Below are 25,706 nucleotides of genomic sequence, written 5' to 3' on the forward strand. Positions count from 1 at the left end.
GTCTCCGGCGGCGTGGTGGAGGTCGTGGTCTCCGGCGGCGTGGTGGAGGTCGTGGTCTCCGGCGGCGTGGTGGAGGTCGTGGTCTCCGGCGGCGTGGTGGAGGTCGTGGTCTCCGGCGGCGTGGTGGAGGTCGTGGTCTCCGGCGGCGTGGTGCTGGTGGTCTCCGGCGGGGTCGTGCTGCTCGTGGACGAGGTCGTGGTGGTGCTCGTGGTCGTCGTCGACGTCTCGCAGTTGATCTTGAAGACCTTCGTCTTCGCCTTGTCGCCCGGGTCGGTGCCGAACTTGTTGTCCAGGGTGGCCTTGTAGTGGCCGTCGTCCAGCGTCAGCGCACCGCCGTCGTTGACGTATGCCGTCGCGCCGTCACCGTTGGCGTCGGTCGTCAGCGTCAGGGTGAGGCTGTCGGTCGTGTCGGTGTCGCCGCCCTGCGGCAGGATGGTGATGTTGCCGGTCTGGTTGGCGTCGAGACCGAAGGCCTCGAAGTTGAACACACACAGCTTCGGGTCGTTGCTCTCCGTGCCCGCGGGGGTGCCGAGCTCGTGGACCTTCACCGTCCCGTTGTTGCCGGGCGGATCAGCCATGGCGCTGGTCGCTGCGACGGCGCCGACGCCGAGACTGGCCGTGATTCCCACGGCGACGAACAGGTTGCGGTTACGTGCGGAGGTCATGGTCTCCCCTTGTGGTCAACGGACCGCTCCTGCGGTCCAGGACGACATCGACCGGCTGCGTCCCCCGTGACGGCATGCCGGTGGGTTGAGTATGTCGCCGCGGATCGCAGCCGGAGCGCTCTTTTCGCGATCGCCATGAACGTGTAAAGAAACGGTCAAGTGATGGCAACGCCTGCTGGGGCGTCGGCGCCCGGCAGAGCGGTCAGGGCGCTCGGAAGACCAACAGGTAGTCGCCGGCGAGGTCGCCCAGCGGGTGGTCCCAGCAGACCATGACGTCCTGGACGAGCCGGGCCACGCCGGCCACCGACCGGGCGACGTCCCACGCCAACGGGGTGAAGTGCCCGGGCGAGGCGATGTTCGCGACGTTGAGGACGAGGTATCCCTGCGGTCGCAGCAACGAGACCGCCTGCTCCATCACGTCGGTCAGCTGAGTCAGGTAGGTCGCATACCCGGGCCCGTCGCTGCCGTACGCCGCCAGCGGATCCTCCGGGTGGTCGTACTCGGTCATGTACGGCGGTGAGCTGAGCACCAGGTCGAACGGGCCCTCGAGGAGCGTCGCCAGCTCGCGAGCGTCGCCCTGCACCACCGGCTGCTGCGTGCTCGACCGGATGATGTCGCACCGGGCGGGCAGCATCTCGACGCCGACGGCGTGGCGACCCATCTGCTCGGCGACCCGCAACGTCGTCCCGAAGCCGGCGAACGGGTCGAGCACCCGGTCACCGGGCGCGGTCAGGTCCTCCAGCACCGCCTCCACGACCGACTCGGCGAAGTGGACGTCCTCGTCGGCCCGCGGATGGCGCTCACGGACCACGTCGTTGTAGCGGACCAGCACGTACGGACGCATGGGGCGCGGACCGCCGGTGTCAGTCAACGGCGACCTCGACCTCGCCGGTGCGCCGTGGGTCGAGGGCACGTTGGCTGGAGTCCTCCGGCAGCGGCGGGGGAGTGCCGCCCCACTCGGGGCAGAGTGCCCGGTGGTCGCACCAGTCGCACAGCCGGGATGCACGCGGCCGCCAGTCGCCGGTCTGCGCGGCCCGCTCGATCGCGGCCCAGAGCGCCTTGATCTTGCGCTCGGTCGCCAGCAGGTCCGCCTCCTCCGGTGCGTACCGGACCAGCTCGCTGTTGCCGAGGTAGACCAGCTGCAGCATGCGGGGGACGACCCCGCGGGTGCGCCACAGCACGAGCGCGTAGAACTTCATCTGGAACAGCGCCTTGGCCTCGAACAGCTCCGACGGCGCGCGTCCCGTCTTGTAGTCGACGACCCGGATCTCGCCGGTCGGTGCGACGTCGAGGCGGTCGACGTACCCCCGCAGGAGCAGGCCGTCCAGGTCGACCTCGACGTAGAGCTCGCGCTCGGCCGGCTCCAGCCGCGTCGGGTCCTCCAGCAGGAACCAGCGCTCGACCAGCCGCGCCGCCTCGGTGAGCCACGCCGCGTGGGCGGCGGCGTCGTCACCGACCAGCTCGGCCAACGCGGGCTCGGCCTCGACCAGTGCGGCCCACTGCGGCTCGATCAGCGCGCGGGCGGCGTCGACGGTGCGCTCGGTGGCGGGAGCGTCGAAGAGGCGCTCCAGCACGGCGTGCACGAGGGTGCCGCGAGCGGCCGCTGCACTGGGCGCCTCGGGCAGCCGGTCGACGACCCGGAAGCGGTAGAGGAGCGGGCACTGCATGAAGTCGGCAGCGCGGCTCGGGGACAGGGCGGCGACCATGCACGGCACTGTAGGCGGGAGGACCGACATCGTCGCGCCGGCGTCCACAGCTAGGCTCGTCGCATGTCTGGAGCCGACGCGTCCGGCGCGGCGCCGGGCTGGAGGATCGCGACCCTGCGCGGCGTGCCGGTCTACCTCGGGCGCAGCTGGCCGATCATCTTCGTGGTCATCGTCGCCGCGTTCGGGCCCCCGCTGCAGCGCGCCCTGCCCGACCTGGGTGCCGCCGCGTACCTCGTCGCGGCCCTCTACGCCGTCCTGCTGCTCATGTCCGTCCTCGTGCACGAGGCGTCGCACGCGATCATGGGCCAGGCGCGGGGCTACCGCGTCTCGCGCATCGTCGCGGACCTGTGGGGCGGTCACACCGCGTACGAGCACGCCGACACCTCGCCGGCCTCCACGGCGCTGGTCGCGGTCGTGGGTCCGATCAGCAACGGCGTGATCGCCCTCGGCGCCTGGCTGCTGCTGCCCGTGATGCCGTACGACGTCCCGCACCTGCTGGTCGCGGCCGTCGCGGTCAGCAACGCCTTCGTCGCCGGCTTCAACCTGCTGCCGGGGTTGCCCCTGGACGGCGGCTACCTCGTCGACGCGCTGGTCTGGAAGATCACCGGCTCGCGGTCCACCGGCATGGTCGTGGCCGGCTGGTGCGGCCGGGTCGTGACCGTCCTGGTCCTCGCCTGGGCCCTGCTGCTGCCGCTGCTGCGCGGTGAGTCGCCGTCGCTGCTGACGGTCGCCTGGGCGGCCTTCCTGGGGACCTTCCTGTGGGTCGGCGCGAGCTCCTCGGTGCGGGCCGGCACCGCTCGCCGCCTCGTCGACCGGGTCCCGCTGCGCTCGGTGGTGAGGCCGCTGCACGTGGTCGCGGACAGCACGCCGCTCACCCAGCTGGATCCGCGGGGCGGTTCGGTGGCGGTGCACAACCCCGAGAACGGCGTCTGGGGGCTGGTCGACCCGGCCGCGCTCGAGCTGGTCCCCGCGACCGCCCGAGCCCGTACGACGGCCGGCTCGGTCGCGCGCGCCCAGCCGGTCGGGTGGGTCGTCCAGGTGCCGAGCCTGGACGCTGACGTCACCCCTGTGATCCAGGCGGTGCACGCGTCCGGGGCCGAGGAGCTGGCGGTCATCACGCAGGAGCGCCCGCCGTCGGCGGGCCTGGTCACGGTGCGCGATCTCGCGGCCGCGCTGGAACGCGCCGGCGGCACGGCGTGAGCCCGCGAGCGGCGTACCTAGACTGACCCCTCATGACCACCGACCCAGCCGTGCCCGACCCCGCGATCCCGACCGGAGCCACAGGGCGCCGGGGGCCGTTCGTCGAGGGTGAGCGGGTCCAGCTGACCGATCCCAAGGGCCGGCTGCACACCATCACCCTCGGGGCGGGCAAGCAGTTCCACACCCATCGCGGCCACCTGCAGCACGACGACCTGATCGGCTCGCCCGACGGCTCGACCGTGACCAACACCGCCGGCGTCCAGTACCTCGCGCTACGCCCGCTGCTGTCCGACTACGTGATGTCCATGCCCCGCGGTGCGGCTGTCGTGTACCCCAAGGACGCGGGCCAGATCGTGGCGTTCGCGGACGTCTTCCCCGGTGCGACGGTCGTGGAGGCCGGCGTCGGCTCCGGCGCGCTCAGCATGTCGCTCCTGCGCGCCGTGGGCGACAGCGGCCGGGTGCTGTCGTTCGAACGGCGGGAGGACTTCGCCCGGATCGCTCAGGCGAACGCCCGGGAGTTCTTCGGCACCGACCACCCGGCCTGGAGCGTGACGATCGGTGACCTCGTCGAGGCGCTCCCGCAGACGGTCGAGCCGGGGTCGGTCGACCGCGTCGTGCTCGACATGCTCGCGCCCTGGGAGTGCCTGGACGTCGTCGCCGACGCCCTGGTCCCCGGCGGGGTGCTGATCAGCTACGTCGCCACCGCGACCCAGCTGTCCCGGGTGGCCGAGGCGACCCGCGAGCACGGCGGCTTCACCGAGCCGGAGGCCTGGGAGTCGCTGGTGCGCGGCTGGCACCTGGAGGGCCTGGCGGTCCGCCCCCAGCACCGGATGCACGGGCACACCGGCTTCCTGATCACCACCCGGCGCCTCGCTCCCGGCGTGACGCCGCCGCTGCGCAAGCGCCGTCCGGGCAAGGGCTACACCGACGTGACCACCGGGGAGGAGCTCACGCCGGAGGACTTCGGCGAGCGTCCCGTCTCCGACAAGAAGGTGCGGCGGCTCGCTCGCTCGTTGAGTGACCAATCCGAGTCGTGACCAGGTCCGCGGGTTAGGGTCGTTACGCACGTGAACATGACGTGGACGCGCCCCGTCGGGGCGCCCGGCGAAGGAGGCCACGATGAGCGACTCGACTCACGACCCCCGTTCCGAGAGCCCGCGCGACCGCCTGCGAGACGAGGTCGACGCCATCCGTGACTCGGCCTCGCACGGACCGGTCCGGCAGCGCCAGATGGAGCAGCAGATCCTGCAGCTGCAGTCGTCGATGGGCACGCTCTCGGCGCAGAACGAGCGGCTCGTACGCACCCTGAAGGAGGCGCGCGAGCAGATCGTCACGCTCAAGGGGGAGGTCGACCGGCTCGCCCAGCCGCCGGCGTCGTACGGCATCGTCGTGGCCGTCAACGACGACGGCACCGCCGACGTGCTCAACAGCGGCCGCAAGATGCGGGTCGCGGTGAGCCCGTCGGTCGAGCCGCAGCTGATGGCGCCCGGCCGTGAGGTGATGCTCAACGAGGCGCTGAACGTCGTGGCCGCGGTCGGCTTCGAGCAGGTCGGCGAGCTCGTCACGACCAAGGAGATCCTGGACGCCGCGCGGGTCCTGGTCGTCTCGCACGCCGACGAGGAGCGGGTCTGTCGGATCGCCGACAGCGTCTCCGCGGACGACATCCGGGTGGGGGACTCGCTGCTGCTGGACAGCCGCAGCGGGTTCGTCTTCGAGCGCATCCCGAAGGCCGAGGTCGCCGACCTGGTGCTGGAGGAGGTCCCCGACATCCGGTACGAGGACATCGGTGGGCTCGCCGGCCAGATCGAGGCGATCCGCGACGCGGTCGAGTTGCCGTACCTGCACGCCGACCTCTTCCGCGAGCACCAGCTGCGGCCGCCCAAGGGCGTGCTGCTGTACGGCCCGCCCGGGTGCGGCAAGACGCTGATCGCCAAGGCGGTCGCGGCGTCGCTGGCGCGCAAGGTCGCCGAGAAGACCGGCCGTGGTGAGACGAAGTCCTACTTCCTCAACATCAAAGGCCCCGAGCTGCTCAACAAGTACGTCGGTGAGACCGAGCGGCACATCCGGCTGATCTTCCAGCGGGCCCGGGAGAAGTCGTCCGACGGCACTCCCGTGGTGGTCTTCTTCGATGAGATGGAGAGCCTGTTCCGCACCCGCGGGTCGGGCGTCTCCTCCGACGTCGAGACGACGATCGTGCCGCAGCTGCTCGCCGAGATCGACGGCGTCGAGCGGCTGGAGAACGTCATCGTCATCGGCGCCTCGAACCGCGAGGACATGATCGACCCCGCGATCCTGCGACCCGGCCGGCTGGACGTGAAGATCAAGATCGAGCGCCCGGACATCGAGAGCGCCCGGGACATCTTCACCAAGTACGTCACGACCACCCTGCCGCTGCATGCGGATGACCTGGCCGAGCACGGCGGCTCCGTGGACGCCACCGTGGAGGCGATGATCCAGGCGACCGTCGAGCGGATGTACGCCGAGATCGAGGAGAACCGCTTCCTGGAGGTCACCTACGCCGGTGGCGACAAGGAGATCCTGTACTTCAAGGACTTCAACTCCGGCGCGATGATCCAGAACATCGTCGACCGGGCCAAGAAGATGGCGATCAAGGAGCAGATCACCACCGGCTCGCACGGCATCCGGATCGACCACCTGCTGCGCTCGTGCGTCGATGAGTTCAAGGAGAACGAGGACCTGCCCAACACCACCAACCCGGACGACTGGGCGCGCATCTCCGGCAAGAAGGGTGAGCGGATCGTCTACATCCGCACGCTCATCAACGGCAAGGACGGTGCCGAGCCGGGCCGGTCCATCGACCAGATCGCGAACACCGGCCAGTACCTCTGAGCGGTCTCGCACCGACGCCGCCCCGAGCACCCGCTCGGGGCGGCGTCGTGCTGCGCGGACCGATGCCCGCGCCGGGCTAGGACGCCGTCGCCCGGTCCTGGCGGCTATGCCGGAGCGTGTCGAGCGCACGCCAGCCGAGGAGGAAGACCCCCAGCACGATCGTCGCGACGATCACGAACGACAGCGCGGTGCCGTCCCCGACCAGGCGGCGCAGCAGCATCCCGACGGCGACCGCGCACACCCACACCGGGATGCCGCTTCTGACGTCCAGCGGAGGCCGTCGACCAGCGAGGGTGACCACGGCCCAGCCCACCGCCGTACCCACCAGGAAGGGCCAGGCGGTCCCCAGGACGCCGAGCACGACGTTGCCCTCGTCGTGGCTCGCGCGACCGATCGCCGCGAACAGCAGGACCAGGACGACATCGAGGACGAGGGCGGTGACGACGCGGCGGCTCATGGCGGCCAACCTAGCCGCGCGTCTGACGAGCGCGACGGCCGCGACTGGCGACGCATAGCCCAACGATGGTTGACTTCGCCCTGCGGTCGCTCGACCCGCACCCCCTTTCAGACCCGCCGGCACGCCATGGTCGGCGCGATGTCCTGTGTCCTTCGAGGAGTACGTTGTCCAGCTCGCCCGCGTCCGAACGTCGCCGCCCCGCAACCGGACTCGTCATCGCCGTCCTGAGCATCTGCGGGACGGTGGTGTCGCTGCAGCAGACGCTCGTGGTGCCGCTGCTGCCCGACTTCCCGGCGATCCTGCACACGACCGCCGACAACGCGTCCTGGCTCGTCACCGTCACCCTGCTGGTGAGTGCGGTGGCGACGCCGATCGTGTCGCGCCTCGCGGACATGTTCGGCAAGCGCCGGATGATGCTGGTCGCCCTCGGCTCGGTCGTCATCGGGTCGCTGATCCCGGCTCTGCTGGCGAGCCTTCCCGCGGTGCTGGTGGGCCGCGGTCTGCAGGGTGTCGGCGCCTCGCTGATCCCGGTCGGCATCAGCATCATGCGCGACGAGCTGCCCGGTGAGAAGGTCGGCGGTGCGGTCGCCCTGATGAGCGCGACCCTCGGCATCGGCGGCGCGATCGGGATGCCGCTGGCCGGCGTGATCTACGAGCACCTGTCCTGGCACGCGCTGTTCTGGGTGTCGGTCGTCTTCGGGGTGGTCATGTTCGTCGTCGTCCTCGCGGTCGTCCCCGAGTCGCAGGTGCGTACGGGCGGCCGGTTCGACGTGGGCGGGGCGGTGCTGCTGTCGGTCGCGCTGGCGGCCCTGATGCTGGGCATCTCCAAGGGCGGTACGTGGGGCTGGACCAGCGAGGCGACGCTCGGCTGCTTCCTGCTCGCCGTCGTGGTGGCCGCGATCTGGGCGCCGACCCAGCTGCGGGCCGGGCAGCCGCTGGTGGACCTGCGCACCTCGGCACGCCGGCCGGTCCTGCTCACCAACATCGCCTCGATCCTGCTGGGCTTCGCGATGTTCGGGAACATGCTCAGCACCACCCAGCAGATGCAGATGCCGAAGGCGACGGGCTACGGCTTCGGGCTCAGCGTGACGGCCGCCGGCCTGTGCATGCTCCCCGGCGGTCTGTCGATGGTGGTCTTCTCGCCGATCTCGGCCGCGATCACCCGGCGGTTCGGTGCCCGGACGACCCTCGTGGTCGGCGCGCTCATCATGGTCGTCGGCTACGTCGGCCGGGTGTTCATGACGGACTCGATCCTGCAGGTGATCATCGGCGCGAGCGTGATCTCGATCGGTACGGCGGTCGGGTACGCGGCCATGCCGACCCTCATCATGCGCGCGGTGCCGATCACCGAGACCGCGTCCGCGAACGGCTTGAACACCCTGCTCCGGGCGGTCGGGACCACCACGTCGTCCGCGGCGCTGGCGGCGCTCCTCTCGGCGACGACCGTGCAGCTCGGCCCGGTCGCCGTGCCTACCCTCGACGCGTTCAGGCACAGCTTCTGGCTCGCGGCCGTGGCCGCCCTGGCCGCAGCGGGTGTGGCCCTCGCCCTGCCGCGCACCATGGCCGCCGCGCCCGCCGTCGGCGCCGCCGCGGAGCACGACCGGCTGCCCGCCGGTGACCACGCCGAGCACGTCGTGACCGGTCGGGTCGTGGACGCCGAGGGCGCCGCGCTGGCGCGGGCGGTCGTGACGGCGATCCTTCCCGACGGCACGCACGTCGACTGGGGGCGCACCGACGAGGAGGGCACCTACCGACTGGCGATCGGGGAGCCGGGACGCCACGTCCTGGTCGTCTCCGCCGACGGGTACGCCTCCCGCTCCCTCTTCTGGGACGTCCAGGGCGGCACGATCCAGGCCCTGGACATGCTGGACCGGCTGTCCGTCCGTGGGACCGTCCGGCGGGACGGTGAGCCGGTACCCGACGCCCCCGTCGCGCTGGTCAAGCAGTCCGGAGAGTTCCACGACAGCGTCACGACCGACGCCGAGGGCAGGTTCTGCACCGATCTGCCGCCGAGCGGCCGCTACGTCCTGACGGCCATCGATCCCGTGCACGAGTGCTCGGTCAGCCGCGCGGTGGTCGTCGGGAGCGCGTCGGCGGTGGTGGACCTGGACCTGACCGGCACCCGCGATCAGGCCGTCGTCGCCGGCGCCTCCAGCCAGGCGCTCAACGACTGAAGCAGCTCGGCGCGGGCCTGCCTGCCGACGGGCGTCACGCCGGGAAAGCTCATGAACCCGTGCGGCATGCCGACGTAGCAGGTGTGGCGTACGTCGTTGCCGGCCGCCCGGAGGAGGTCGGCGTAGTGGTCACCCTCGTCGCGCAACGGGTCGCACTCGGCCGTCTGCACCAGGGCCGGCGGCAAGTCACGGTGGCTGGCGGCGAACTGCGGTGACACGACCGGGTCGCGTGGGCTGACCCCGCCACTCAGGTAGTGGCTGACGAAGGCGTCCATCCGCGGTCCGGTGAGGATCGCCTCGTCCCGCCACCGGGAGGACGGGTGGCTGCGGGTGAGGTCGGTCGCCGGGTAGATGAGCGCCTGACCGACCGGCGTCGGCCCGCCCTCGTCCCGAGCCAGGATGCTGACCACGGCGCTGAGGTTGCCTCCCGCGCTGTCGCCCGCCACCGCGACCCGGCCGCCGTGGCCGCCGATCGCGTCCGGCTCGTCGTGCACCCACCGCAGGACGTCGTACGCGTCCTGCGCCGCGACGGGCGCGGGGTGCTGGGGAGCCTTGCGGTAGTCCGGTGCGACGACGACGGCTGCGAGCTCGTCGGCCAGCCAGCTCGTGAGCGCCAGGTAGTTGCCCGGGTTGCTGAGGGTCCAGCCGCCACCGTGGTAGTAGACGACAACCGGCGCGTCGGTCCCGGCCCCACCCGGACGCAGCACCTGGACGGGTATCTCGTGACGGTCACGTGCCCGGCACGTGACCGCGGTGACGGTCACGTGCCTGCGTGCGGCGCCGGTCACCCAGCTGACCGGCGGGCGGGCCGGAAGGGTGCGTCGGCGGTCGGCAACGATCTGCTCGGTCGTCATGGTGCCGACCTCGCCGGCGAGCGTCCGGTCGTAGATCGCGGCGAACAGCCGCGTACGCCAGGGCATGCGGGACTTCATCGACACGGCGACGGCCCTTCTCACGCCTGCTCGCCGGGGAAGACGACGCCGAGCTGGCGGCGTACCTCGTCCATCACGCCCATCACCCGCAGCGTCTCCTCCCACGGCATCAGCGCAGACTCGTGCCGACCCTCGCTGATGCAGCGGGCGACCTCGGCCGCCTCGTGCCGCAGCCCGTGGTCACGGTCGTCGGGAGCGGGCTCCCACCGGTCCAGCTCCTCGCCGCCGGTGGCGACGAGGCGGACGGTGTTCGGCTGGTAGAACCAGCCGTCGATCTCGATGCGGGCCGAGTCTCCGGCCACCACAGCGGTGTTCGCCGTCTGCGCCGTCATCGTGGAGATGCAGGCAGCCGTCTCTCCGGACTCGCCGATGAGGGCGACGACCTCCTGCGCATCGACGCCCTCATCCGTCAGGGTCCCCGACGCGTGGACGGACGCGATCTGCGGGATGACCATCGCGGCGAACGAGATCGGGTAGACGTTGAGGTCCAGCAGTGCGCCGCCGGCGAGGTCGGGTGACGTGAGGCGTTCCGGCCCGTCGGGGTACAGCCGCTGACCGTGGTCCGCGACCACCGTCTGCAGGCGTCCGAGCACACCGTCCTCGACCGCTCGCCGGACGATGTCGTAGTGGGGGAGGAAGCGGGCCCACATGGCCTCCATGCAGAACAGCCCGCGCAGGCGCGCCAGGTTGATGACCTCGCGGGCCTCGGCCCTGTTGCGGGTGAACGCCTTCTCCACCAGGACGTGCTTGCCCGCCTCGAGCGCGAGCCGGGCGTGCTCGTGGTGCTCCGAGTGAGGCGAGGCGACGTAGACGACGTCGACCTCCGGCGCCGCGACCAGCTCCTCGTACGACCCGTACGCCGCGAACCCCCCGAACCGGTCGGCGAACTGCTGCGCCCGGCCAAGGTCGCGCGACCCGGCGGCGACCACCCGCTGACGCGTGCCGTGCTGGAGCGCCGCGACGAACTCCGAGGCGATCCAGCCGGGGCCGAGCACGCCCCACCGCAGCGGCGGAGCATCCATCGGGTCGGGGGTACGGGGCTGGGGGAGGGACGTCGCGGCCATGGGCCCATCCTGGCCGATCAGCAGGCGCGTCGTCCGACGTGCACCGCAAGCGCGGTGTTCGGGGCGAGCGTGGCGGTCAGCCCGCCGTTCGCGTCCACCGTCACCGTCCGGTTGCTCTGCACGTCGCAGTAGGTGCCGGACGGCAGTGCGGTCTGGAACGTGCGGGTCAGGGAGCTCGCCTCGTGGTTGACGGCGACGTACCCCTTGGTGCCCCGGCCGAAGCCGATCGCGTTGTTGCCGTTGTCCCACCACCGCGTGACGGCCTCGCCGCGCGTGGTGTTGCGGAACGCCACCATCGACTGGATCTCCGGCCATGCGTGCTGGCACTTCCAGCCGTCCTGCCAGCAGGCGTTCACCGTGCCGCCCAGCGGCGGGCCGGCGTCGCTGCTGGACCACTCGTAGCCGGAGTTGACGTCGGGGGAGCCGTACGGCCAGGCGAGCATGAAGACGTTCGCGAGGGTGTAGCTCGCCCCGCTCTTGTAGTTGAGAGTGGAGCCGTTGCGCTCGGTGTCGTGGTTGTCGACGAACACGCCCGCGGTCCCGCTGCCGATGTAGCCCCAGCCCTCACCGAAGTTGTTCAGGTACGCGAGCTTCTCCGAGGTGAAGACCCGCTTCAGGTCGTAGGCGTACCGGAACTCCTGGACGTCGCCGGTGCCGGTGTACTCGGTCGGCTGGACGGGCTCGCCGCCGGAGTAGATCGGCTCCTGCTTCCAGTACACCGACGGCTTGCTCAGTCGGGACTTGATGTTCGCGAGGTCGGCCGCCGGGATGTGCTTGGCGGCGTCGATGCGGAACCCGTCGACCCCGCGGGCGAGCAGCCCGTCGAGGTAGCCGGCGATCGCCGAGCGGACGTACTCCTCGCCGGTGTCGAGGTCGGCCAGACCGACGAGCTCGCAGTGCTGCACGTTCCAGCGGTCCTGGTAGTTGCTGACCTCGGCCGTGCAGTCGTCGAAGTCGGGCGCCGAGTACAGCCCGGGATAGGCGTACTTCGTGTACGTCGACCCGCCGGTGCCCGTGCCGCTGCCGGCCGACATGTGGTTGATGACGGCGTCCACCACCACCTTCACGCCGGCCGCGTGGCAGGCACTCACCATCCGGCCGAAGGCGTTGGCGTCCCCGAGCCGGCCGGCGATCTTGTAGCTGACCGGCTGGTAGGACGTCCACCACTGCGAGCCCTGGATGTGCTCCGCGGGAGGCGAGACCTGCACGTACCCGTAGCCGGCCGGGCCGAGGCGCTGCCCGCACTCCCTGGCCACGGAGTCGTACGACCACTCGAACAGCACCGCCGTGACGTCCTTGGTGCCGGGCGGGGACGCCATGGCGGGCGCCGCGGGGACGGCGACGGGCACGGCGGCGACAGCAGCGAGGGCGAGCGTGGTGCACAACGGTCTGAGGGCCACGAGGGGACTCCTGGGAGAGCGGACGAGGGGTGGTCAGACCGTAGCGACGAAAGAGGGTGCACCTAGGGTTGCGAGCATGACAGTTCGTCGCGTGATGGGTGTCGAGACCGAGTACGGCATCTCGGTGCCGGGCAACCCCGACGCCAACCCGATGGTGCTCAGCGGTCGGGTGGTGACGGCGTACGCCACCCAGGTCGGCATGCGCGCGGCGCGGGCCGGCTGGGACTACGAGGACGAGACCCCGCTGCACGACGCCCGCGGTTTCGAGATGTCGCGCGCCCAGGCCGACCAGAGCCAGCTGACCGACGAGGAGGACCCGACCCTCGCCAACGTCGTCCTCACCAACGGGGCGCGTCTGTACGTCGACCACGCGCACCCGGAGTACAGCTCGCCCGAGGTGACCACGCCGCGGGCCGCCGTGACCTGGGACCGCGCCGGCGAGCTGGTCATGCGCGAGGCGGTCCGGCTGCTGTCCGAGCCCGGCGCGCCGGGGGTCAACCTCTACAAGAACAACACCGACGGCAAGGGCAGCTCGTACGGCACGCACGAGAACTACCTGATGAGCCGCGAGACGCCGTTCAGCGAGATCGTGCGGCACCTGGTGCCGTTCTTCACCGTGCGCCAGGTGATGTGCGGCTCCGGTCGGGTGGGGATCGGTACGGAGTCGACCCGGCCGGGGTTCCAGATCGCCCAGCGGTCGGACTTCTTCGAGGTCGAAGTCGGCCTGGAGACCACGCTCAAGCGCCCGATCGTCAACACCCGGGACGAGCCGCACGCGGTGGCCGACCGCTACCGCCGGCTGCACGTGATCATCGGCGACGCCAACCACTGCGACGTCGCGAACCTGCTGAAGATGGGCACCACGAGCCTGGTGCTCGGCATGATCGAGGCGGGCGCGATCCCGGACGACCTCACCCTCGCCCAGCCGGTCACCACGCTGCGCGACCTGTCCCACGACCCGTCGCTGCGGACACCGGTCCGGCTGCTGGACGGGCGGCAGATGACGCCGGTCGACCTGCTCTGGCGCTACTACGAGCTGGCCGGCAAGTGGCTGGACTCGACCCACGGTGGGATGCCCGACGACGACACCGCCGAGGTGATGCAGCGCTGGGAGCAGGTGCTCACCGGGCTCGAGACCGACCCGATGAGCCTGCACCGCGAGCTGGACTGGGTGGCCAAGCTGCGGCTGCTGCGCAGCTACGCCGAGCGCGACGGCCTCGACTGGTCCGACCCGCGGCTGCGCGCGATCGACATCCAGTGGTCGGACGTGCGCGAGGACAAGGGTCTGTTCAACCGGCTGCTCGCCAAGGGCGCCGTGGAGCGGCTCGTCGACGAGGACGACGTCCGGGCGGCTGTCGTCGCGCCGCCGGAGGACACCCGTGCCTACTTCCGCGGCACCTGCCTGGCGCGGTTCCCGCAGGAGGTCGCGGCCGCGTCCTGGGACTCCATCATCTTCGACGTGGCCGGTCAGCAGAGCCTGCAGCGCGTCCCGATGCTGGAGCCCGAGCGCGGCACCCGCGCGGGCGTCGGCGCGCTCCTGGACGAGAGCACGGACGCGGCAGATCTGCTGCGCCGCCTGTCGCAGGACGTGACCGACACCGCTGGTGGTTAGGGTTTGAGGAAGAGCGCGACAGGAAGGCGGCAGCAGATGGCGACCCAGGACCACAAGAGCCCGCAGCGACGGGACGACGACCCGGACGAGACTCCGGAGGCGGCGCCCGCGGCGGCTGCCACCAAGGAGGGTCTGGACGAGGACACCGACAGCGTGCTCGACGAGATCGACTCGGTGCTGGAGTCCAACGCCGAGGAGTTCGTCCGCGGCTTCGTCCAGAAGGGTGGCCAGTGAGCGCAGGCCCGGACGGCCGTGAGTCCGGTCGGCTGCCGGGCGCGTTCCTGCGCTCCGGCAGCTCCTCGTTCACCGAGTTCCTCACCGGTCACGCGCCCCACCTGATCCCCTCCGCTCGCACGCTCCCGGCCGGCATGACGCTCGAGGCGCCGCACGGCACGACCATCATCGCCGTCACCTACGACGGCGGCGTGCTGCTGGCCGGTGACCGCCGGGCGACCATGGGCAACCTGATCGCCAACCGCGACATGCAGAAGGTGTTCGCCGCGGACGAGTACTCCGCGGTCGGCATCGCCGGCACCGCAGGCATCGCGATCGAGGTCGTGAAGCTCTTCCAGGTCGAGCTGGAGCACTACGAGAAGATCGAGGGCGCGCTGCTGTCCCTGGAGGGCAAGGCCAACCGCCTCGCCAGCATGATCCGCGGCAACCTCGGCATGGCGATGCAGGGCCTGTCGGTCGTGCCGCTGTTCGCCGGCTACGACCTCACCGCGCGCAGCGGCCGGATCTTCTCCTACGACGTGACCGGCGGCTGCTACGAGGAGCACCACCACCACAGCGTCGGCTCCGGCTCGCTCTTCGCCCGCGGCGCCCTGAAGAAGCTGTGGCGACCCGGTCTCGACGAGGCGGCGGCCGTCCGCGCCGTCATCGAGGCGCTGTACGACGCGGCCGACGACGACTCGGCCACCGGTGGCCCGGACCTCGGCCGGCGCATCTGGCCGACCGTGGCCGTCCTCGACGAGGAGGGCGTCCGGTTCCGTGACGAGGCCGACCTGGAGCAGGTCGTGGTCGCCGTTGTCGAGGACCGCCGTGACAACCCCGGAGGTGCGCGATGACCATGCCGTTCTACGTCTCGCCCGAGCAGCTGATGAAGGACCGGGCGGACTACGCGCGCAAGGGCATCGCGCGCGGGCGGTCCGTGGTCGTCCTGGCCTACGACGGCGGTATCGCCTTCGTCGCGGAGAACACTTCGCGCGCGCTGCACAAGGTGTCGGAGATCTACGACCGCATCGCCTTCGCCGCGGTGGGAAAGTACAACGAGTACGAGAACCTTCGCGTCGCCGGCGTCCGGTACGCCGACCTGCGCGGGTACTCCTACGACCGCAGTGACGTGACCGCGCGTGGTCTCGCCAACGCGTACGCCCAGACGCTCGGTGCGGTCTTCACCCAGGAGCAGAAGCCGTACGAGGTCGAGATCGTCGTGGCCCAGGTGGGTGACTCAGTCGAGGAGGACCAGATCTACCGGCTGACCTACGACGGGTCCGTGGCCTTCGAGTCCGGCTTCGTCGCGATGGGTGGCGCGGGGGAGCAGCTCACCCAGGGGCTGCAGGAGCGCTGGAGCGCAGGGTCCGACCTCGGCACCGTGCTACGCCTCGCGGTGGACCTGCTGGCGCAGACCGGTGCCGAGTCCGGGGGCCAGCCGCGCGAGCTCGGCCCGCAGCAGCTGGAGATCGCGGTCCTGGACCGCAACCGTCCGCGGCGGACGTTCCGACGGCTCGGTGGTCCGCTGCTGGAGGCCCTGCTGGACCAGGGCGACCCGACCAGTGACGTCCCCAGCACCGACGACCCGACCCCCGGGACGCACGAGGTGCTGACGGGGGAGACGGGTGAGGCGGCCGGTCCGGCACGCCCGGAGACCAGCAATCCGCAGACGCAGCAGTCGGGCACGGTGTCGGACGCGAGCTCGGCGGAGGATTCCGACGACCGCTGAGGAATGCCGCGCGAGCGTCCCGAGTTGGCCCCTCTGGGCACCGAGAACCATCGAATAACGATGTGACGGTGTCAGTGGTCCGCGCGATACTGGCGGAGCCGATCGAGCCAGGAGGGGACGCGCACCAGATGACTGCACAGCCGCGGGAGGGCGATACCCGGAGCCACGTCACCGTCCCGCGGTTGAGACCGCAGCCGCCGCTGCGCCCACCGAGCGGGGGGAGCCATCGCGCGGTGTCGCTGATGCGGCTGCCGCGCTACCTCAAGCCGTACGCCGCCCGCTGGGTGACCATGCTGGTCTTCTCGGTGCTCGTGGTCGCGACCAGCATCGTCATCCCGCTGGTGACCCGCGCGGTCATCGACGGACCGATCGCGCACCGCGACGAGCGTGGGCTGCTGCTGCTCGGCAGTGTGGCGCTGCTGCTCGGCGTCGTGGAGGCGCTCTTCTGGTTCATCCGCCGCTGGGTGGTCGCCCGGGCGACGCTCGGCGTCGAGGCCGACCTGCGCAAGGACCTGTACGCCCAGATGCAGGTGCTGCCCATGCGCTTCCACGGGCAGTGGCAGTCGGGTCAGCTGCTCTCGCGGATCATGAACGACCTGAGCGTCATCCGTCGCTTCCTGGGCTTCGGTTTGGTCTTCCTGATCCTCAACATGCTGCAGGTCGTCATCGTGACCGGCCTGCTGCTGGCGATGTACTGGCCGCTCGGCCTGGTGGTGCTGCTGTCGGTGGTGCCGATCGTCCTCACCGTGATGCGCAACGAGCAGGAGTACACCCGGTTGTCCCGGCTCGCCCAGGACCAGACCGGCGACGTCGCCTCGGTCGTCGAGGAGAGCGCGCTCGGCGTCCGGGTGATCAAGGCGTTCGGGCGCGAGGAGTACGCCTACGACAAGTTCGACGACCGCGCCACCGACCTGCTCGACACCCAGCTGGCCAAGGTCCGGCTGACCTCACGGTTCTGGACGCTGCTCGAGGTCATCCCCAACGTCACGCTGATCGTCGTGCTGGGGTTCGGCGCCGTCGCGGTCGGCCAGGGCAGCGTCACGATCGGCACCCTCGTCGCCTTCATCACCATGATGCTGTCGCTGGTCTGGCCGATCTCCTCCCTGGGGTTCCTGCTGTCGATGACCCAGGAGTCGATGACCGCCGCCGACCGCATCGTGCAGGTCTTCGACGAGCCCCGGCTGGTCGACGACGGCGACACCGAGCTGGTCCGCCCGCGCGGTCACCTGCGCCTGGAGGACGTCGGCTTCCGCTTCCCGGACACGACCGAGGACGAGCCGTGGACGCTGCGGCACGTGGACCTGGAGCTCCAGCCCGGTGAGACGCTGGCCCTGGTCGGCGCGACGGGCTCGGGCAAGTCGGTGCTCACCTCCCTCGTCCCGCGGCTGTACGACGTCAGCGAGGGCCGGATCACCATCGACGGCGTCGACATCCGCGACCTCACCCTGCCGTCCCTGCGCAGCATCGTCGCGACGGCGTTCGAGGAGCCGACGCTGTTCTCCATGTCCGTGCTGGAGAACCTCACGCTCGGCCGGCCGGACGCGACCCGCGCCGAGATCGACCGTGCGATCGAGGTGGCCCAGGCCCAGTTCGCCCACGACCTTCCGTACGGCCTCGACACCCGGATCGGGGAGCAGGGCATGAGCCTGTCCGGCGGTCAGCGGCAGCGGCTGTCCCTCGCGCGCGCCGTGCTCGCCGAGCCCCGGATCCTCGTCCTGGACGACACGCTCTCCGCCCTGGACGTGCACACCGAGGCACTGGTCGAGGAGGCGCTGCGCAACGTGCTGCACGACGTCACCGGCATCGTGGTCGCCCACCGCGCCTCCACGGTGCTGCTCGCGGACAAGGTGGCCCTGATCGAGCACGGCACGATCACCCACGTCGGGACGCACGCCGAGCTGCTCGCGACCGTCCCCACCTACCGGTACCTCCTGGCCGCCGACGCCCCACCGTCGGAGTCCGCGAGTCCTGCGGGCTGGCACGAGCAGGACGGCGACGAGCACCGCGTCGTCCACGACGCCGTTCGTGACACCTGCCGCGAGGACGAGCACGACGCGTGTTCCGGTGCCGACGCCGACCTCGAGGAGCTGAACCGATGACCCAGACGACCGAGCGGTCGGACGAGGCCGTCGAGCCGACCACCGAGGACGAGTGGCGCGGGCGCCTGGTCGAGGTCCAGGACGACAACCCGATCGAGGAGACCGGCCCCATGCGGGCCGAGGCCAAGCGCCTGCTGCTGGACCTCCTGCGGCCCTACCGGCGGATGCTGCTCGCGCTCCTGGGCGTCGTCCTGGTCGAGAACCTGTCGCGCCTGGCGGTTCCGCGCCTGGTGCAGCTCGGCATCGACCACGGTGTCCCGCCACTGCGGGACCGCTCCGACGGGCACAACCTCACCCTCGTCGTGGTGGCGCTGGTGGTCGCCGTCGTGCTGCAGGCCGCGAGCCGGGTGGTGTTCCTGCGCCAGTCCGGTCGGATCGGCCAGCACGTGCTGCTGGAGGTGCGGCGCCGCCTGTTCAAGCACTTCCAGCGCCTGGACGTCGGCTTCCACGACCGTTACACCTCCGGGCGGGTGGTGAGCCGGTCCACCAGCGACGTCGAGGCCATCCAGGAGATGACCGACAGCGGCTTCGACGGCCTCATCACCGCGGTGCTCACCATGGTCGGCACCGCGATCCTGCTGCTCACCCTCGACTGGCGGCTCGGCCTCGCGTGCCTGGTCGGGTTCCCGGTGCTGGCGCTGGTGGTCCGCTGGTTCAGCCGCGCGTCGGCCACCACGTTCCGCACGGTGCGGGAGAACGCCGCGCTGGTCATCGTCCACTTCGTCGAGACGATGACCGGCATCAAAGCGGTGCAGGCCTACCGCCGGGAGTCGCGCAACCAGGACATCTTCGAGGACGTCGCCACCCGCTACCAGCACTCCAACGAGAAGGGCTTCCGGCTCTTCGCGATCTTCATGCCCTCGATCAAGCTGGTCGGCAACGTCACGACCGGCGTCGTCATCCTGTACGGCGGCTGGCGGGTGTTCCACGGCGAGATGACCATCGGGGTGCTGACGGCCTTCCTGCTCTACCTGCGGATGTTCTTCGAGCCGATGCAGGAGGTCAGCCAGTTCTACAACACGTTCCAGTCGGCGACCTCGGCGCTGGAGAAGATCGCGGGCGTGCTGGCGCAGGAGCCGGCGGTCGCCGACCCCGAGCAGCCGCGGCCGGTCGGCGCCGTGCGCGGGGCGGTGCGCTTCGATCACGTCGGCTTCTCCTACGTGCAGGGGCGCCCGGTGCTGCCGGACCTCGACCTAAACGTCCCGGCCGGTCAGACCGTCGCCCTGGTCGGGACGACGGGTGCGGGCAAGACGACCATCGCCAAGCTCCTGGCGCGCTTCTACGACCCGACCGCGGGCCGGGTCACCCTCGACGGGCTCGACCTGCGTGACCTGAGCCAGAGCGACCTGCGCCACCACGTCGTGATGGTGACCCAGGAGAACGTCATGTTCGAGGGCACCGTCGCCGAGAACATCAGGTTCGGCCGTCCCGACGCGACGGACGAGCAGGTGCGGGCCGCGGCCGAGGCGGTCGGGGCGCACACGTTCATCGAGGCGCTGCCCCAGGGGTACGACACCGACGTCGCCAAGCGCGGTGGCCGGCTCTCGGCCGGTCAGCGGCAGCTGGTCGCGTTCGCCCGCGCGTTCCTGGCCGACCCGGCGGTGCTCATCCTGGACGAGGCGACCTCCAGCCTGGACATCCCGAGCGAGCGGCTGGTCCAGCGCGCCCTGGAGACCGTGCTGGCCGACCGTACGGCGCTGATCATCGCCCACCGGCTCTCCACGGTCGAGGTCGCCGACCGGGTCCTGGTGCTGGAGCACGGCCAGATCCTGGAGGACGGCTCACCGGCGCAGCTGAAGCGCACCGACGGTGGCCGCTACGCCGCCCTGCACGAGGCCTGGGTGTCCTCCCTCGTCTGACGACCGACCTGGCATCCCGCCGAGGAGGGTCGACGAGAGGTCAGGTCCATCGTCACGGGCGGGCGCGTCCGAGCAGCTCGACCTCGTCGGTCGGCGTCAGGCCGGCCTTGCGGGCCCGCCCCGGTCCGGTACGCAGCTCCCACTCCAGCCCGTCCCGGACGGTCTCCGCCAGTGGCCGGGTCCGCAGACCGTGCGCCTCGGCAGCAGCGCTCGACCGGGTCATGAACCCGGCGTACTCCGGCAGCGGCAGCCACAGGGGGAGGGAGCGGTCCCCGGACCAGGGCAGCACCTCCTGCTCCTCCAGCCAGCTCTGGTCCACCAGCACGGTCGGGCCGATGTGACCGACGGTCTGCCGCACCGTCTCGACGTACTCGGGGAACAGCTGCACGGGGCCCGAGGCGTTGAACGTGCCCGCTCTCCGCTGCTCGGCGCAGGTGACCAGCCAGGCGGCGAGGTCCCGGGCGTCGATCAGCTGGGTGCCGAGGTCCGGGGCGTTCGGGACGAGGACTGCTCCGTCGTCCGACGCCGGGTGGGCGAACCGCAACGGCCAGTAGCCGGTGCGGTCGGTGATGTCGCCGGGCCCGGCGATGAGGCCGGCCCGGGCGAGCAGCACCCGGTCGGCGCCGAGGGCCTCCACCAGCGCCTGCTCGCAGGCCACCTTGCCCTCCCCGTACACCTCCATCGACCACTCGTCGCCCTCCAGCGCGGGCAGCAGGTCGGCGGACTCGTCGGCGCCGGGCGTGCCGTGGTCGGCGTAGACGGAGCACGAGGAGACGAACACCCAGTGCGGGACGCGGGAGCCGAGTGCCTCGAGGGCCGTCCGCGTGTGCAGCGGGAAGCGCGTCACGTCCACCAGGGCGTCGAAGTCGCCGTCCAGCCCCCCGTACCCCTCGACCGTGCTGCGGTCGCCGTGGACCAGCGTGGCGCCGTCCGGGACGTGGCCCGACTCGCCGCGGGCCAGACACACCACCTCGTGGCCGCGGGTCACCGCCTCGGACGCGAGGAGGGAGCCGAGCCAGCCCGTACCGCCGAGCACCAGGATTCGCATGGGCACAGCCGACCACATCGGTGCCCCTGCTGCTACGTGCTTCGCCCACAGCAGAGCCGGCGCCGTCCACGAGGCGACCTGCCGACCGCGGCTCGCCGACGCCCACGGGTCACGCGACTAAGGTCGTGTCATGGAGAGGCGCATCTTCGGTATCGAGAACGAGTACGGCGTCACGTGTACGTTCGACGGCCAGCGCCGGCTCACCCCGGACGAGGTGGCCCGCTACCTGTTCCGCAAGGTCGTGAGCTGGGGGCGCTCCAGCAACGTCTTCCTCGGCAACGGCGCCCGCCTCTACCTGGACGTCGGCAGCCACCCCGAGTACGCCACGGCGGAGTGCGACGACGTCCACCAGCTGGTCGTGCACGACAAGGCGGGCGAGCGCATCATCGAGGGCTTGGTGGAGGACGCCCAGGCGCGGCTGCGCGACGAGGGCATCGAGGGCCAGATCTACGTCTTCAAGAACAACACCGACTCCGCGGGCAACTCCTACGGCTGCCACGAGAACTTCCTGATCAGCCGGCAGGGGGAGTTCCAGAAGATCAGCGACATCCTGATCCCGTTCTTGGTCAGCCGGCAGATCACCTGCGGCGCCGGCAAGATCACGATGCTCGGCCACACCCCGACGTACTGCGTCAGCCAGCGCGCCGACCACATCTGGGAGGGCGTCTCCAGCGCCACGACGCGTAGCCGACCGATCATCAACACCCGGGACGAGCCGCACGCGGACGCCGAGCGCTACCGCCGCCTGCACGTCATCGTCGGCGACTCGAACATGAGCGAGACGACGACCCTGCTCAAGGTCGGTTCCGCCGACCTGGTGCTGCGGATGATCGAGGACGGCGTGCCGATGCGCGACCTGTCGCTGGAGAACCCGATCCGCGCCATCCGGGAGATCAGCCACGACCTCACCGGCCGCAAGCCGGTCCGGCTGGCCAACGGCCGGGAGATGTCGGCCTTGCAGCTGCAGACGGAGTTCTACGAGAAGGCGAAGGCGTACGTCGACGAGCACGGGCTGGCCGACCCGCTGACCAAGCGCACGATGGACCTGTGGCAGCGCACGCTGACCGCCATCGAGACCGACGACCTGTCGCTGGTCGACACCGAGATCGACTGGGTGATCAAGCACCGGCTGCTGGACCAGTACTCCGCCAAGCACGGGCTGGGGCTGGACGATCCGCGGATGCTGCAGATCGACCTCGCCTACCACGACATCAACCGCCGTCGTGGCCTCTTCTACCTGCTGCAGCGCCACGGGAAGGCGGCGCGGGTGACGACGGACGTGGAGATCTTCGAGGCGAAGACGTTCCCGCCGCAGACCACCCGCGCGAAGCTGCGAGGTGACTTCATCCGGGCGGCCCAGGCCAAGCGCCGCGACTTCACGGTCGACTGGGTGCACCTGAAGCTGAACGACCAGGCGCAGCGGACGGTGCTGTGCAAGGACCCGTTCTCCTCCCACGACCAGCGGGTGCAGCGCCTGATCGACGGCATGTAGCCCGTCGGCGCGCTGGGCCGACCCGCGCCCAGCGAACGCCAAGGGCGGGCGGGTTATGGTGTGACGTCCGTCCATCCCCGACATCGAGGGTTACCTGTGCGCTCCACCCGTGCCCGGCTTCTCGTAGCCGGCCTCCTCCCGCTCGCCCTGCTCACCGCATGCGGCGACGACAGCAGCAAGGCGGACAAGTCGGCCTCCTCGTCGTCCAGTCCCGCCAGCCCGCAGACGGTCGCGCCGGACCAGGCGTCGCCGATCAGCAACGTCTCCGTGTCGACGGCCAAGCCGAACGCGCCGACCGTCACGGTCGCGAAGCCGCCGTTCCGCGCCGCCAAGACCACCACGAAGATCAACAAGGCCGGCACTGGCGCCGCAGTCGGTGACAAGGACATCGCGTACGTCTCGTACGTCGCCGTGAACGGCACCACCGGCAAGACGATCGAGTCGACGTTCGGCAAGCCGAACGCCTCCTTCAACCTCGCCGACAAGCAGACCTTCCCGGGCCTGCTCAAGGCGCTGAAGGGCCAGAAGGTCGGCACCGAGATGACGGTCGCCGTGCCGCCGGCCGACGGCTTCGGCGCTCAGGGCGCCAAGCAGCTGGGCATCGGCGCCAACGACACGATGGTCTTCTACATGAAGGTCAACGACCGGTACCCGCTCCTGACCGAGGTCAAGGGCACCCAGGCCGCCTCCGAGTCCGGTCTGCCGAAGGTCTCGGTGCCCGCTGGACCGGTCAAGCAGGCGACCATCACCTTCGACAAGGGCTCGAAGCCGCCGACCACGCTGAAGTCGCAGACCCTCATCAAGGGTGACGGACCGAAGGTTCTCGCCGGCCAGCAGCTGCTGGTGAACTACACCGGTCAGATCTGGGGCGGCAAGGTCTTCGACGCCGCGGCCAAGCAGGGCCAGCCGGCCGCGTTCCAGATCGGCGCCGGCAAGGTCATCCCGGGTTGGGACAAGACGCTGGTCGGTCAGACCGTGGGCAGCCGCCTGCTGCTGTCCATCCCGCCCGCTGACGGCTACGGCAAGCAGGGCAATCCGCAGGGTGGGATCAAGGGCACCGACACGCTGGTGTTCGTGGTCGACATCCTCGGCGCGATGTGACCCGACCGACCCACTGACGTACGAGGAGTACCGATGCCGTTCGACCCGAGCACGACCAAGCCCGAGATCGACTTCCCGGGCGACACCCCGCCCAGCGAGCTGGTGATCGAGGACGTCACCGTCGGTGACGGGCCCGAGGCCCAGGCGGGTGACCAGATCAAGGCGCACTACGTCGGCGTCGCCTGGTCGACCGGCGAGGAGTTCGACGCCTCCTGGAACCGTGGCGCGCCCCTGGACTTCCAGGTCGGCGTCGGCCAGGTCATCCAGGGCTGGGACCAGGGCATCCTCGGGATGAAGGTCGGCGGTCGCCGCAAGCTGATCATCCCGCCGCACCTGGGGTACGGCGACCAGGGCGCCGGTGGCGCGATCAAGGGCGGCGAGACGCTGATCTTCGTCGTCGACCTGGTCAGCACCAACAAGCCCGGTGCGGGCAGCGCGTTCGGTCTGCGCTGACGTCGACCGGCTCACTGATCGCCGAGAGGCTCACTCGTTCTGCACGAACGAGTGAGCCTCTCCCGTTGATCTGAGCCTCTCGGCGGAGCGGCGAGCGCAGGTCGCGGAGCCTCAGGCGTCCCGCGCGGCCCAGCCGGTCAGAGAGACGACGCGACACACCAGCAGGTGGTCGAAGGGCCGGTCGGCATCCTGCGGCACCGTGCGTGCCAGCCGCGCCACGAGGTCGTCTACTAGCGGCGCCGGCGGGTCGGGTACGTGCTCCAGCTGCGCCCGTACCCACCACAGCCGCGACCAGTCCTCGGCGTCCCAGCCCTCGACCAGCAGCGCGGCGCGGGGGTCCTGATCCAGGTTCGTCTCGCGCTGCAGCCGCGAGGACGCCTTGGGCTTGACCCGGTCGACCGGGACACCGACATGCCCGTCGTCGGTGACGGCGTACACGACGGGAACCGGGTCGGGCCCTCGCTGCGGGTGCAGCGTGCACAGGACGCCATGGACGTGCGCGCCGAGGCGTGCTCGCGCCTCGTCGGCGTCCAACCTCATCCGAGGGTCCCGGCCGTGTATCGCCCGGCGGCGGCAGCCGCGAGGAACGACGCGGCATCGGCGTCCAGATCGCGGCCCATGGTGCGCAACGGGACCGGACTGAGCTGCAGCGCCTCGCGCAGCCCGGTGAGCTCGACGTCGTGGCGTCGCAGGCGGCCGCCCGTGGCGTCGACGAGCTCGGACGCCTGCCGGTCGACCAGTGCGCCGAGCGAGCCGTCGAGCAGGGGGACCGGCAGGTCGGCCGGGACCAGCGCGACCCGCCCGTACGCCGTCCGGCTGTGGTGGGAGATCCCGCGGTGGCGTTCGCGGGCGTCCGCCTCGGAGACCCGCAGCGACGCGACCGGGCGGCCGCCGAGGACGTGGGCGGCGTTGAGCGCCTCGCCGGCGGCGACGCCGGAGAACCCCCACCGGGTGCCGGTCCCGAGGTTGCCGGGGCCCTGGCTGAGGACGACGACGTCCGCCTCCAGGACGAGCCGGGCGGCCAGCAGGCCGGTGTGGACGTTGACGGCCTCCAAGTCGCCGCCGTACGCCTGCCCGACCGTGACAGCGCCGACGATCCAGCCCGCCTCCCGCAGCTGTGCCACCGTGCGCGAGAACGCGATCGGCAGGGCGCCGCCGTCACTCATGACGTACGCGACGCGCGGTGCAGCGGCGGCGTCGGCGCGCAGCCCCGCGATGACCGCGGGCACCGCGGAGTGCAGATCGGCCACGACGACGGGCATGCCGTGGACCGAGTCGGCCTCGCGCAGCAGGTCGTGATGTGGCGACTCCTGCTCGTCGGCGCCCAGCACCATCGTCTGGACGGGGGTGTAGCGGGCCTTGACGACGTGTCCGGGACCGTCGGCGGGGTCCTGCGGCAGCCGGTCGGGGATCGCCACGACGAGCGCCAGGCCGCCCGTCCCGAGGCCGCGCTCCAGGGCGCTGACGTTGAGCAGGACCCGGTCGCCCGCGACGGGCTCACCCACCACGTCGGTGTAGGCGAGCGCCCGGACCGTCCGGTCCTGCTCGGCCAGGCGCACGGCGTACTCGACCGCGCCGTTCCAGCGGTTGCGTTCGGACTCCACGACTCCTGCGCGCCACCGGATCACACGTCGCACACTAGTGCGAAGGGT

General features: G+C 71.0%; 23 protein-coding genes. 13 read left to right on the plus strand and 10 right to left on the minus strand.

The features are described from left to right. The 3 genes from P4R38_RS18165 to P4R38_RS18175 all read right to left on the minus strand — a co-directional run. The coding region (locus tag P4R38_RS18165; RefSeq protein WP_277193401.1) for a hypothetical protein at window positions 1-665 on the minus strand (665 nt) is incomplete at its 3' end. Between the two features lie 202 nt (window positions 666-867). Further along, window positions 868-1,509, minus strand: a complete 642-nt coding sequence (locus P4R38_RS18170; protein ID WP_277193402.1) for a class I SAM-dependent methyltransferase — start codon at window positions 1,507-1,509, stop codon at window positions 868-870. 19 nt (window positions 1,510-1,528) lie between these two features. Then, entirely contained in the window at window positions 1,529-2,371 is an 843-nt protein-coding gene (locus P4R38_RS18175) for a RecB family exonuclease (protein WP_275240205.1), read from the minus strand. Window positions 2,372-2,434: 63 nt separating this feature from the next. Between P4R38_RS18175 and P4R38_RS18180 the strand changes: the two genes are divergently transcribed. From P4R38_RS18180 to arc, 3 genes are all read left to right on the plus strand, one after another. Further along, entirely contained in the window at window positions 2,435-3,571 is a 1,137-nt protein-coding gene (locus P4R38_RS18180) for a zinc metalloprotease (protein ID WP_277193403.1), read from the plus strand. Between the two features lie 32 nt (window positions 3,572-3,603). Beyond that, window positions 3,604-4,608 carry a tRNA (adenine-N1)-methyltransferase gene (locus P4R38_RS18185; RefSeq protein ID WP_277193404.1) on the plus strand — a complete coding sequence of 335 codons (1,005 nt, stop codon included), beginning with the start codon at window positions 3,604-3,606 and terminating at the stop codon, window positions 4,606-4,608. Between the two features lie 193 nt (window positions 4,609-4,801). Further along, complete coding sequence (gene arc, locus P4R38_RS18190; RefSeq protein ID WP_277193482.1) at window positions 4,802-6,421, plus strand: proteasome ATPase; 1,620 nt, start codon at window positions 4,802-4,804, stop codon at window positions 6,419-6,421. A 76-nt stretch (window positions 6,422-6,497) separates the two neighbouring features. On the opposite strand, the gene P4R38_RS18195 is transcribed toward arc, so the two are convergent. Beyond that, window positions 6,498-6,878: a DUF3054 domain-containing protein gene (locus P4R38_RS18195; RefSeq protein ID WP_277193405.1), complete on the minus strand. Its 381-nt coding sequence runs from the start codon at window positions 6,876-6,878 to the stop codon at window positions 6,498-6,500. Between the two features lie 164 nt (window positions 6,879-7,042). Between P4R38_RS18195 and P4R38_RS18200 the strand changes: the two genes are divergently transcribed. Continuing rightward, window positions 7,043-9,052 carry an MFS transporter gene (locus tag P4R38_RS18200; protein WP_277193406.1) on the plus strand — a complete coding sequence of 670 codons (2,010 nt, stop codon included), beginning with the start codon at window positions 7,043-7,045 and terminating at the stop codon, window positions 9,050-9,052. On the opposite strand, the gene P4R38_RS18205 is transcribed toward P4R38_RS18200, so the two are convergent. Genes P4R38_RS18205 through P4R38_RS18215 form a run of 3 tightly spaced genes read right to left on the minus strand, consistent with a single transcriptional unit; the run spans window position 9,007 to window position 12,448 of the window. Further along, entirely contained in the window at window positions 9,007-9,972 is a 966-nt protein-coding gene (locus P4R38_RS18205) for an alpha/beta hydrolase (protein ID WP_277193407.1), read from the minus strand. The genes P4R38_RS18200 and P4R38_RS18205 overlap by 46 nt on opposite strands. Window positions 9,973-10,004: 32 nt before the next feature. Continuing rightward, on the minus strand, window positions 10,005-11,048 hold the full coding sequence (locus P4R38_RS18210; RefSeq protein ID WP_277193408.1) for a Gfo/Idh/MocA family protein: 1,044 nt from the start codon (window positions 11,046-11,048) through the stop codon (window positions 10,005-10,007). 17 nt (window positions 11,049-11,065) lie between these two features. Next, complete coding sequence (locus tag P4R38_RS18215) at window positions 11,066-12,448, minus strand: alpha-amylase (RefSeq protein ID WP_277193409.1); 1,383 nt, start codon at window positions 12,446-12,448, stop codon at window positions 11,066-11,068. 76 nt (window positions 12,449-12,524) lie between these two features. Here P4R38_RS18215 and dop point away from each other — a divergent pair, with 76 nt between their 5' ends. The 6 genes from dop (at window position 12,525) to P4R38_RS18245 (ending at window position 19,960) form a co-directional block, all read left to right on the plus strand. After that, a complete protein-coding gene (gene dop, locus P4R38_RS18220) occupies window positions 12,525-14,060 on the plus strand; it encodes a depupylase/deamidase Dop (RefSeq protein ID WP_277193410.1) in 1,536 nt (511 codons plus the stop codon). A 36-nt stretch (window positions 14,061-14,096) separates the two neighbouring features. Beyond that, entirely contained in the window at window positions 14,097-14,294 is a 198-nt protein-coding gene (locus tag P4R38_RS18225; protein WP_275240192.1) for a ubiquitin-like protein Pup, read from the plus strand. Then, on the plus strand, window positions 14,291-15,127 hold the full coding sequence (gene prcB / locus P4R38_RS18230; RefSeq protein ID WP_275240190.1) for a proteasome subunit beta: 837 nt from the start codon (window positions 14,291-14,293) through the stop codon (window positions 15,125-15,127). The genes P4R38_RS18225 and prcB overlap by 4 nt, the downstream gene beginning before the upstream one ends. Continuing rightward, window positions 15,124-16,002 (plus strand): proteasome subunit alpha, encoded by an 879-nt coding sequence (gene prcA, locus P4R38_RS18235; protein ID WP_275240189.1) that lies wholly within the window; start codon window positions 15,124-15,126, stop codon window positions 16,000-16,002. The genes prcB and prcA overlap by 4 nt, the downstream gene beginning before the upstream one ends. A gap of 242 nt (window positions 16,003-16,244) precedes the next feature. Further along, window positions 16,245-18,101, plus strand: coding sequence for an ABC transporter ATP-binding protein (locus P4R38_RS18240; protein WP_277193411.1), 1,857 nt, complete (start codon window positions 16,245-16,247; stop codon window positions 18,099-18,101). Then, window positions 18,098-19,960, plus strand: coding sequence for an ABC transporter ATP-binding protein (locus P4R38_RS18245; RefSeq protein ID WP_277193412.1), 1,863 nt, complete (start codon window positions 18,098-18,100; stop codon window positions 19,958-19,960). Before P4R38_RS18240 ends, P4R38_RS18245 begins: the two co-directional genes overlap by 4 nt. A gap of 52 nt (window positions 19,961-20,012) precedes the next feature. Here the strand turns inward: P4R38_RS18245 and P4R38_RS18250 are convergent, their stop codons facing one another. Next, the gene (locus tag P4R38_RS18250; protein ID WP_277193413.1) at window positions 20,013-21,008 is read right to left on the minus strand and encodes an NAD-dependent epimerase/dehydratase family protein; all 996 of its coding nucleotides are present in this window, start codon (window positions 21,006-21,008) and stop codon (window positions 20,013-20,015) included. Between the two features lie 130 nt (window positions 21,009-21,138). On the opposite strand from P4R38_RS18250, the gene pafA reads away from it, so the two are divergent. The 3 genes from pafA (at window position 21,139) to P4R38_RS18265 (ending at window position 24,054) form a co-directional block, all read left to right on the plus strand. Further along, on the plus strand, window positions 21,139-22,500 hold the full coding sequence (pafA, locus tag P4R38_RS18255) for a Pup--protein ligase (RefSeq protein WP_275240184.1): 1,362 nt from the start codon (window positions 21,139-21,141) through the stop codon (window positions 22,498-22,500). Window positions 22,501-22,596: 96 nt separating this feature from the next. After that, window positions 22,597-23,601: an FKBP-type peptidyl-prolyl cis-trans isomerase gene (locus P4R38_RS18260; RefSeq protein ID WP_277193414.1), complete on the plus strand. Its 1,005-nt coding sequence runs from the start codon at window positions 22,597-22,599 to the stop codon at window positions 23,599-23,601. 33 nt (window positions 23,602-23,634) lie between these two features. Then, window positions 23,635-24,054 carry an FKBP-type peptidyl-prolyl cis-trans isomerase gene (locus P4R38_RS18265; protein ID WP_275240182.1) on the plus strand — a complete coding sequence of 140 codons (420 nt, stop codon included), beginning with the start codon at window positions 23,635-23,637 and terminating at the stop codon, window positions 24,052-24,054. Window positions 24,055-24,165: 111 nt separating this feature from the next. Here the strand turns inward: P4R38_RS18265 and P4R38_RS18270 are convergent, their stop codons facing one another. Further along, entirely contained in the window at window positions 24,166-24,594 is a 429-nt protein-coding gene (locus P4R38_RS18270; RefSeq protein WP_277193415.1) for a PNPOx family protein, read from the minus strand. Beyond that, entirely contained in the window at window positions 24,591-25,682 is a 1,092-nt protein-coding gene (locus P4R38_RS18275; protein ID WP_277193416.1) for a DUF3866 family protein, read from the minus strand. Before P4R38_RS18275 ends, P4R38_RS18270 begins: the two co-directional genes overlap by 4 nt. Between the last annotated feature and the right edge of the window lie 24 nt (window positions 25,683-25,706).

Source organism: Luteipulveratus flavus (genome assembly GCF_029439465.1).
Taxonomy (GTDB): domain Bacteria; phylum Actinomycetota; class Actinomycetes; order Actinomycetales; family Dermatophilaceae; genus Luteipulveratus; species Luteipulveratus flavus.

Bases quoted from the DNA above. Each gene is read 5' to 3' on its own strand.
- pafA (WP_275240184.1), top strand. From the start codon at position 21,139: ATGGAGAGGCGCATCTTCGGTATCGAGAACGAGTACGGCGTCACGTGT.
- prcA (WP_275240189.1), top strand. From the start codon at position 15,124: ATGACCATGCCGTTCTACGTCTCGCCCGAGCAGCTGATGAAGGACCGG.
- P4R38_RS18245 (WP_277193412.1), top strand. From the start codon at position 18,098: ATGACCCAGACGACCGAGCGGTCGGACGAGGCCGTCGAGCCGACCACC.
- P4R38_RS18180 (WP_277193403.1), top strand. From the start codon at position 2,435: ATGTCTGGAGCCGACGCGTCCGGCGCGGCGCCGGGCTGGAGGATCGCG.
- P4R38_RS18265 (WP_275240182.1), top strand. From the start codon at position 23,635: ATGCCGTTCGACCCGAGCACGACCAAGCCCGAGATCGACTTCCCGGGC.
- P4R38_RS18225 (WP_275240192.1), top strand. From the start codon at position 14,097: ATGGCGACCCAGGACCACAAGAGCCCGCAGCGACGGGACGACGACCCG.
- dop (WP_277193410.1), top strand. From the start codon at position 12,525: ATGACAGTTCGTCGCGTGATGGGTGTCGAGACCGAGTACGGCATCTCG.
- P4R38_RS18170 (WP_277193402.1), bottom strand. From the start codon at position 1,509: ATGCGTCCGTACGTGCTGGTCCGCTACAACGACGTGGTCCGTGAGCGC.
- P4R38_RS18270 (WP_277193415.1), bottom strand. From the start codon at position 24,594: ATGAGGTTGGACGCCGACGAGGCGCGAGCACGCCTCGGCGCGCACGTC.
- P4R38_RS18250 (WP_277193413.1), bottom strand. From the start codon at position 21,008: ATGCGAATCCTGGTGCTCGGCGGTACGGGCTGGCTCGGCTCCCTCCTC.
- arc (WP_277193482.1), top strand. From the start codon at position 4,802: ATGGAGCAGCAGATCCTGCAGCTGCAGTCGTCGATGGGCACGCTCTCG.
- P4R38_RS18210 (WP_277193408.1), bottom strand. From the start codon at position 11,048: ATGGCCGCGACGTCCCTCCCCCAGCCCCGTACCCCCGACCCGATGGAT.
- P4R38_RS18205 (WP_277193407.1), bottom strand. From the start codon at position 9,972: ATGCCCTGGCGTACGCGGCTGTTCGCCGCGATCTACGACCGGACGCTC.
- P4R38_RS18175 (WP_275240205.1), bottom strand. From the start codon at position 2,371: ATGGTCGCCGCCCTGTCCCCGAGCCGCGCTGCCGACTTCATGCAGTGC.
- P4R38_RS18185 (WP_277193404.1), top strand. From the start codon at position 3,604: ATGACCACCGACCCAGCCGTGCCCGACCCCGCGATCCCGACCGGAGCC.
- P4R38_RS18240 (WP_277193411.1), top strand. From the start codon at position 16,245: ATGCGGCTGCCGCGCTACCTCAAGCCGTACGCCGCCCGCTGGGTGACC.
- P4R38_RS18195 (WP_277193405.1), bottom strand. From the start codon at position 6,878: ATGAGCCGCCGCGTCGTCACCGCCCTCGTCCTCGATGTCGTCCTGGTC.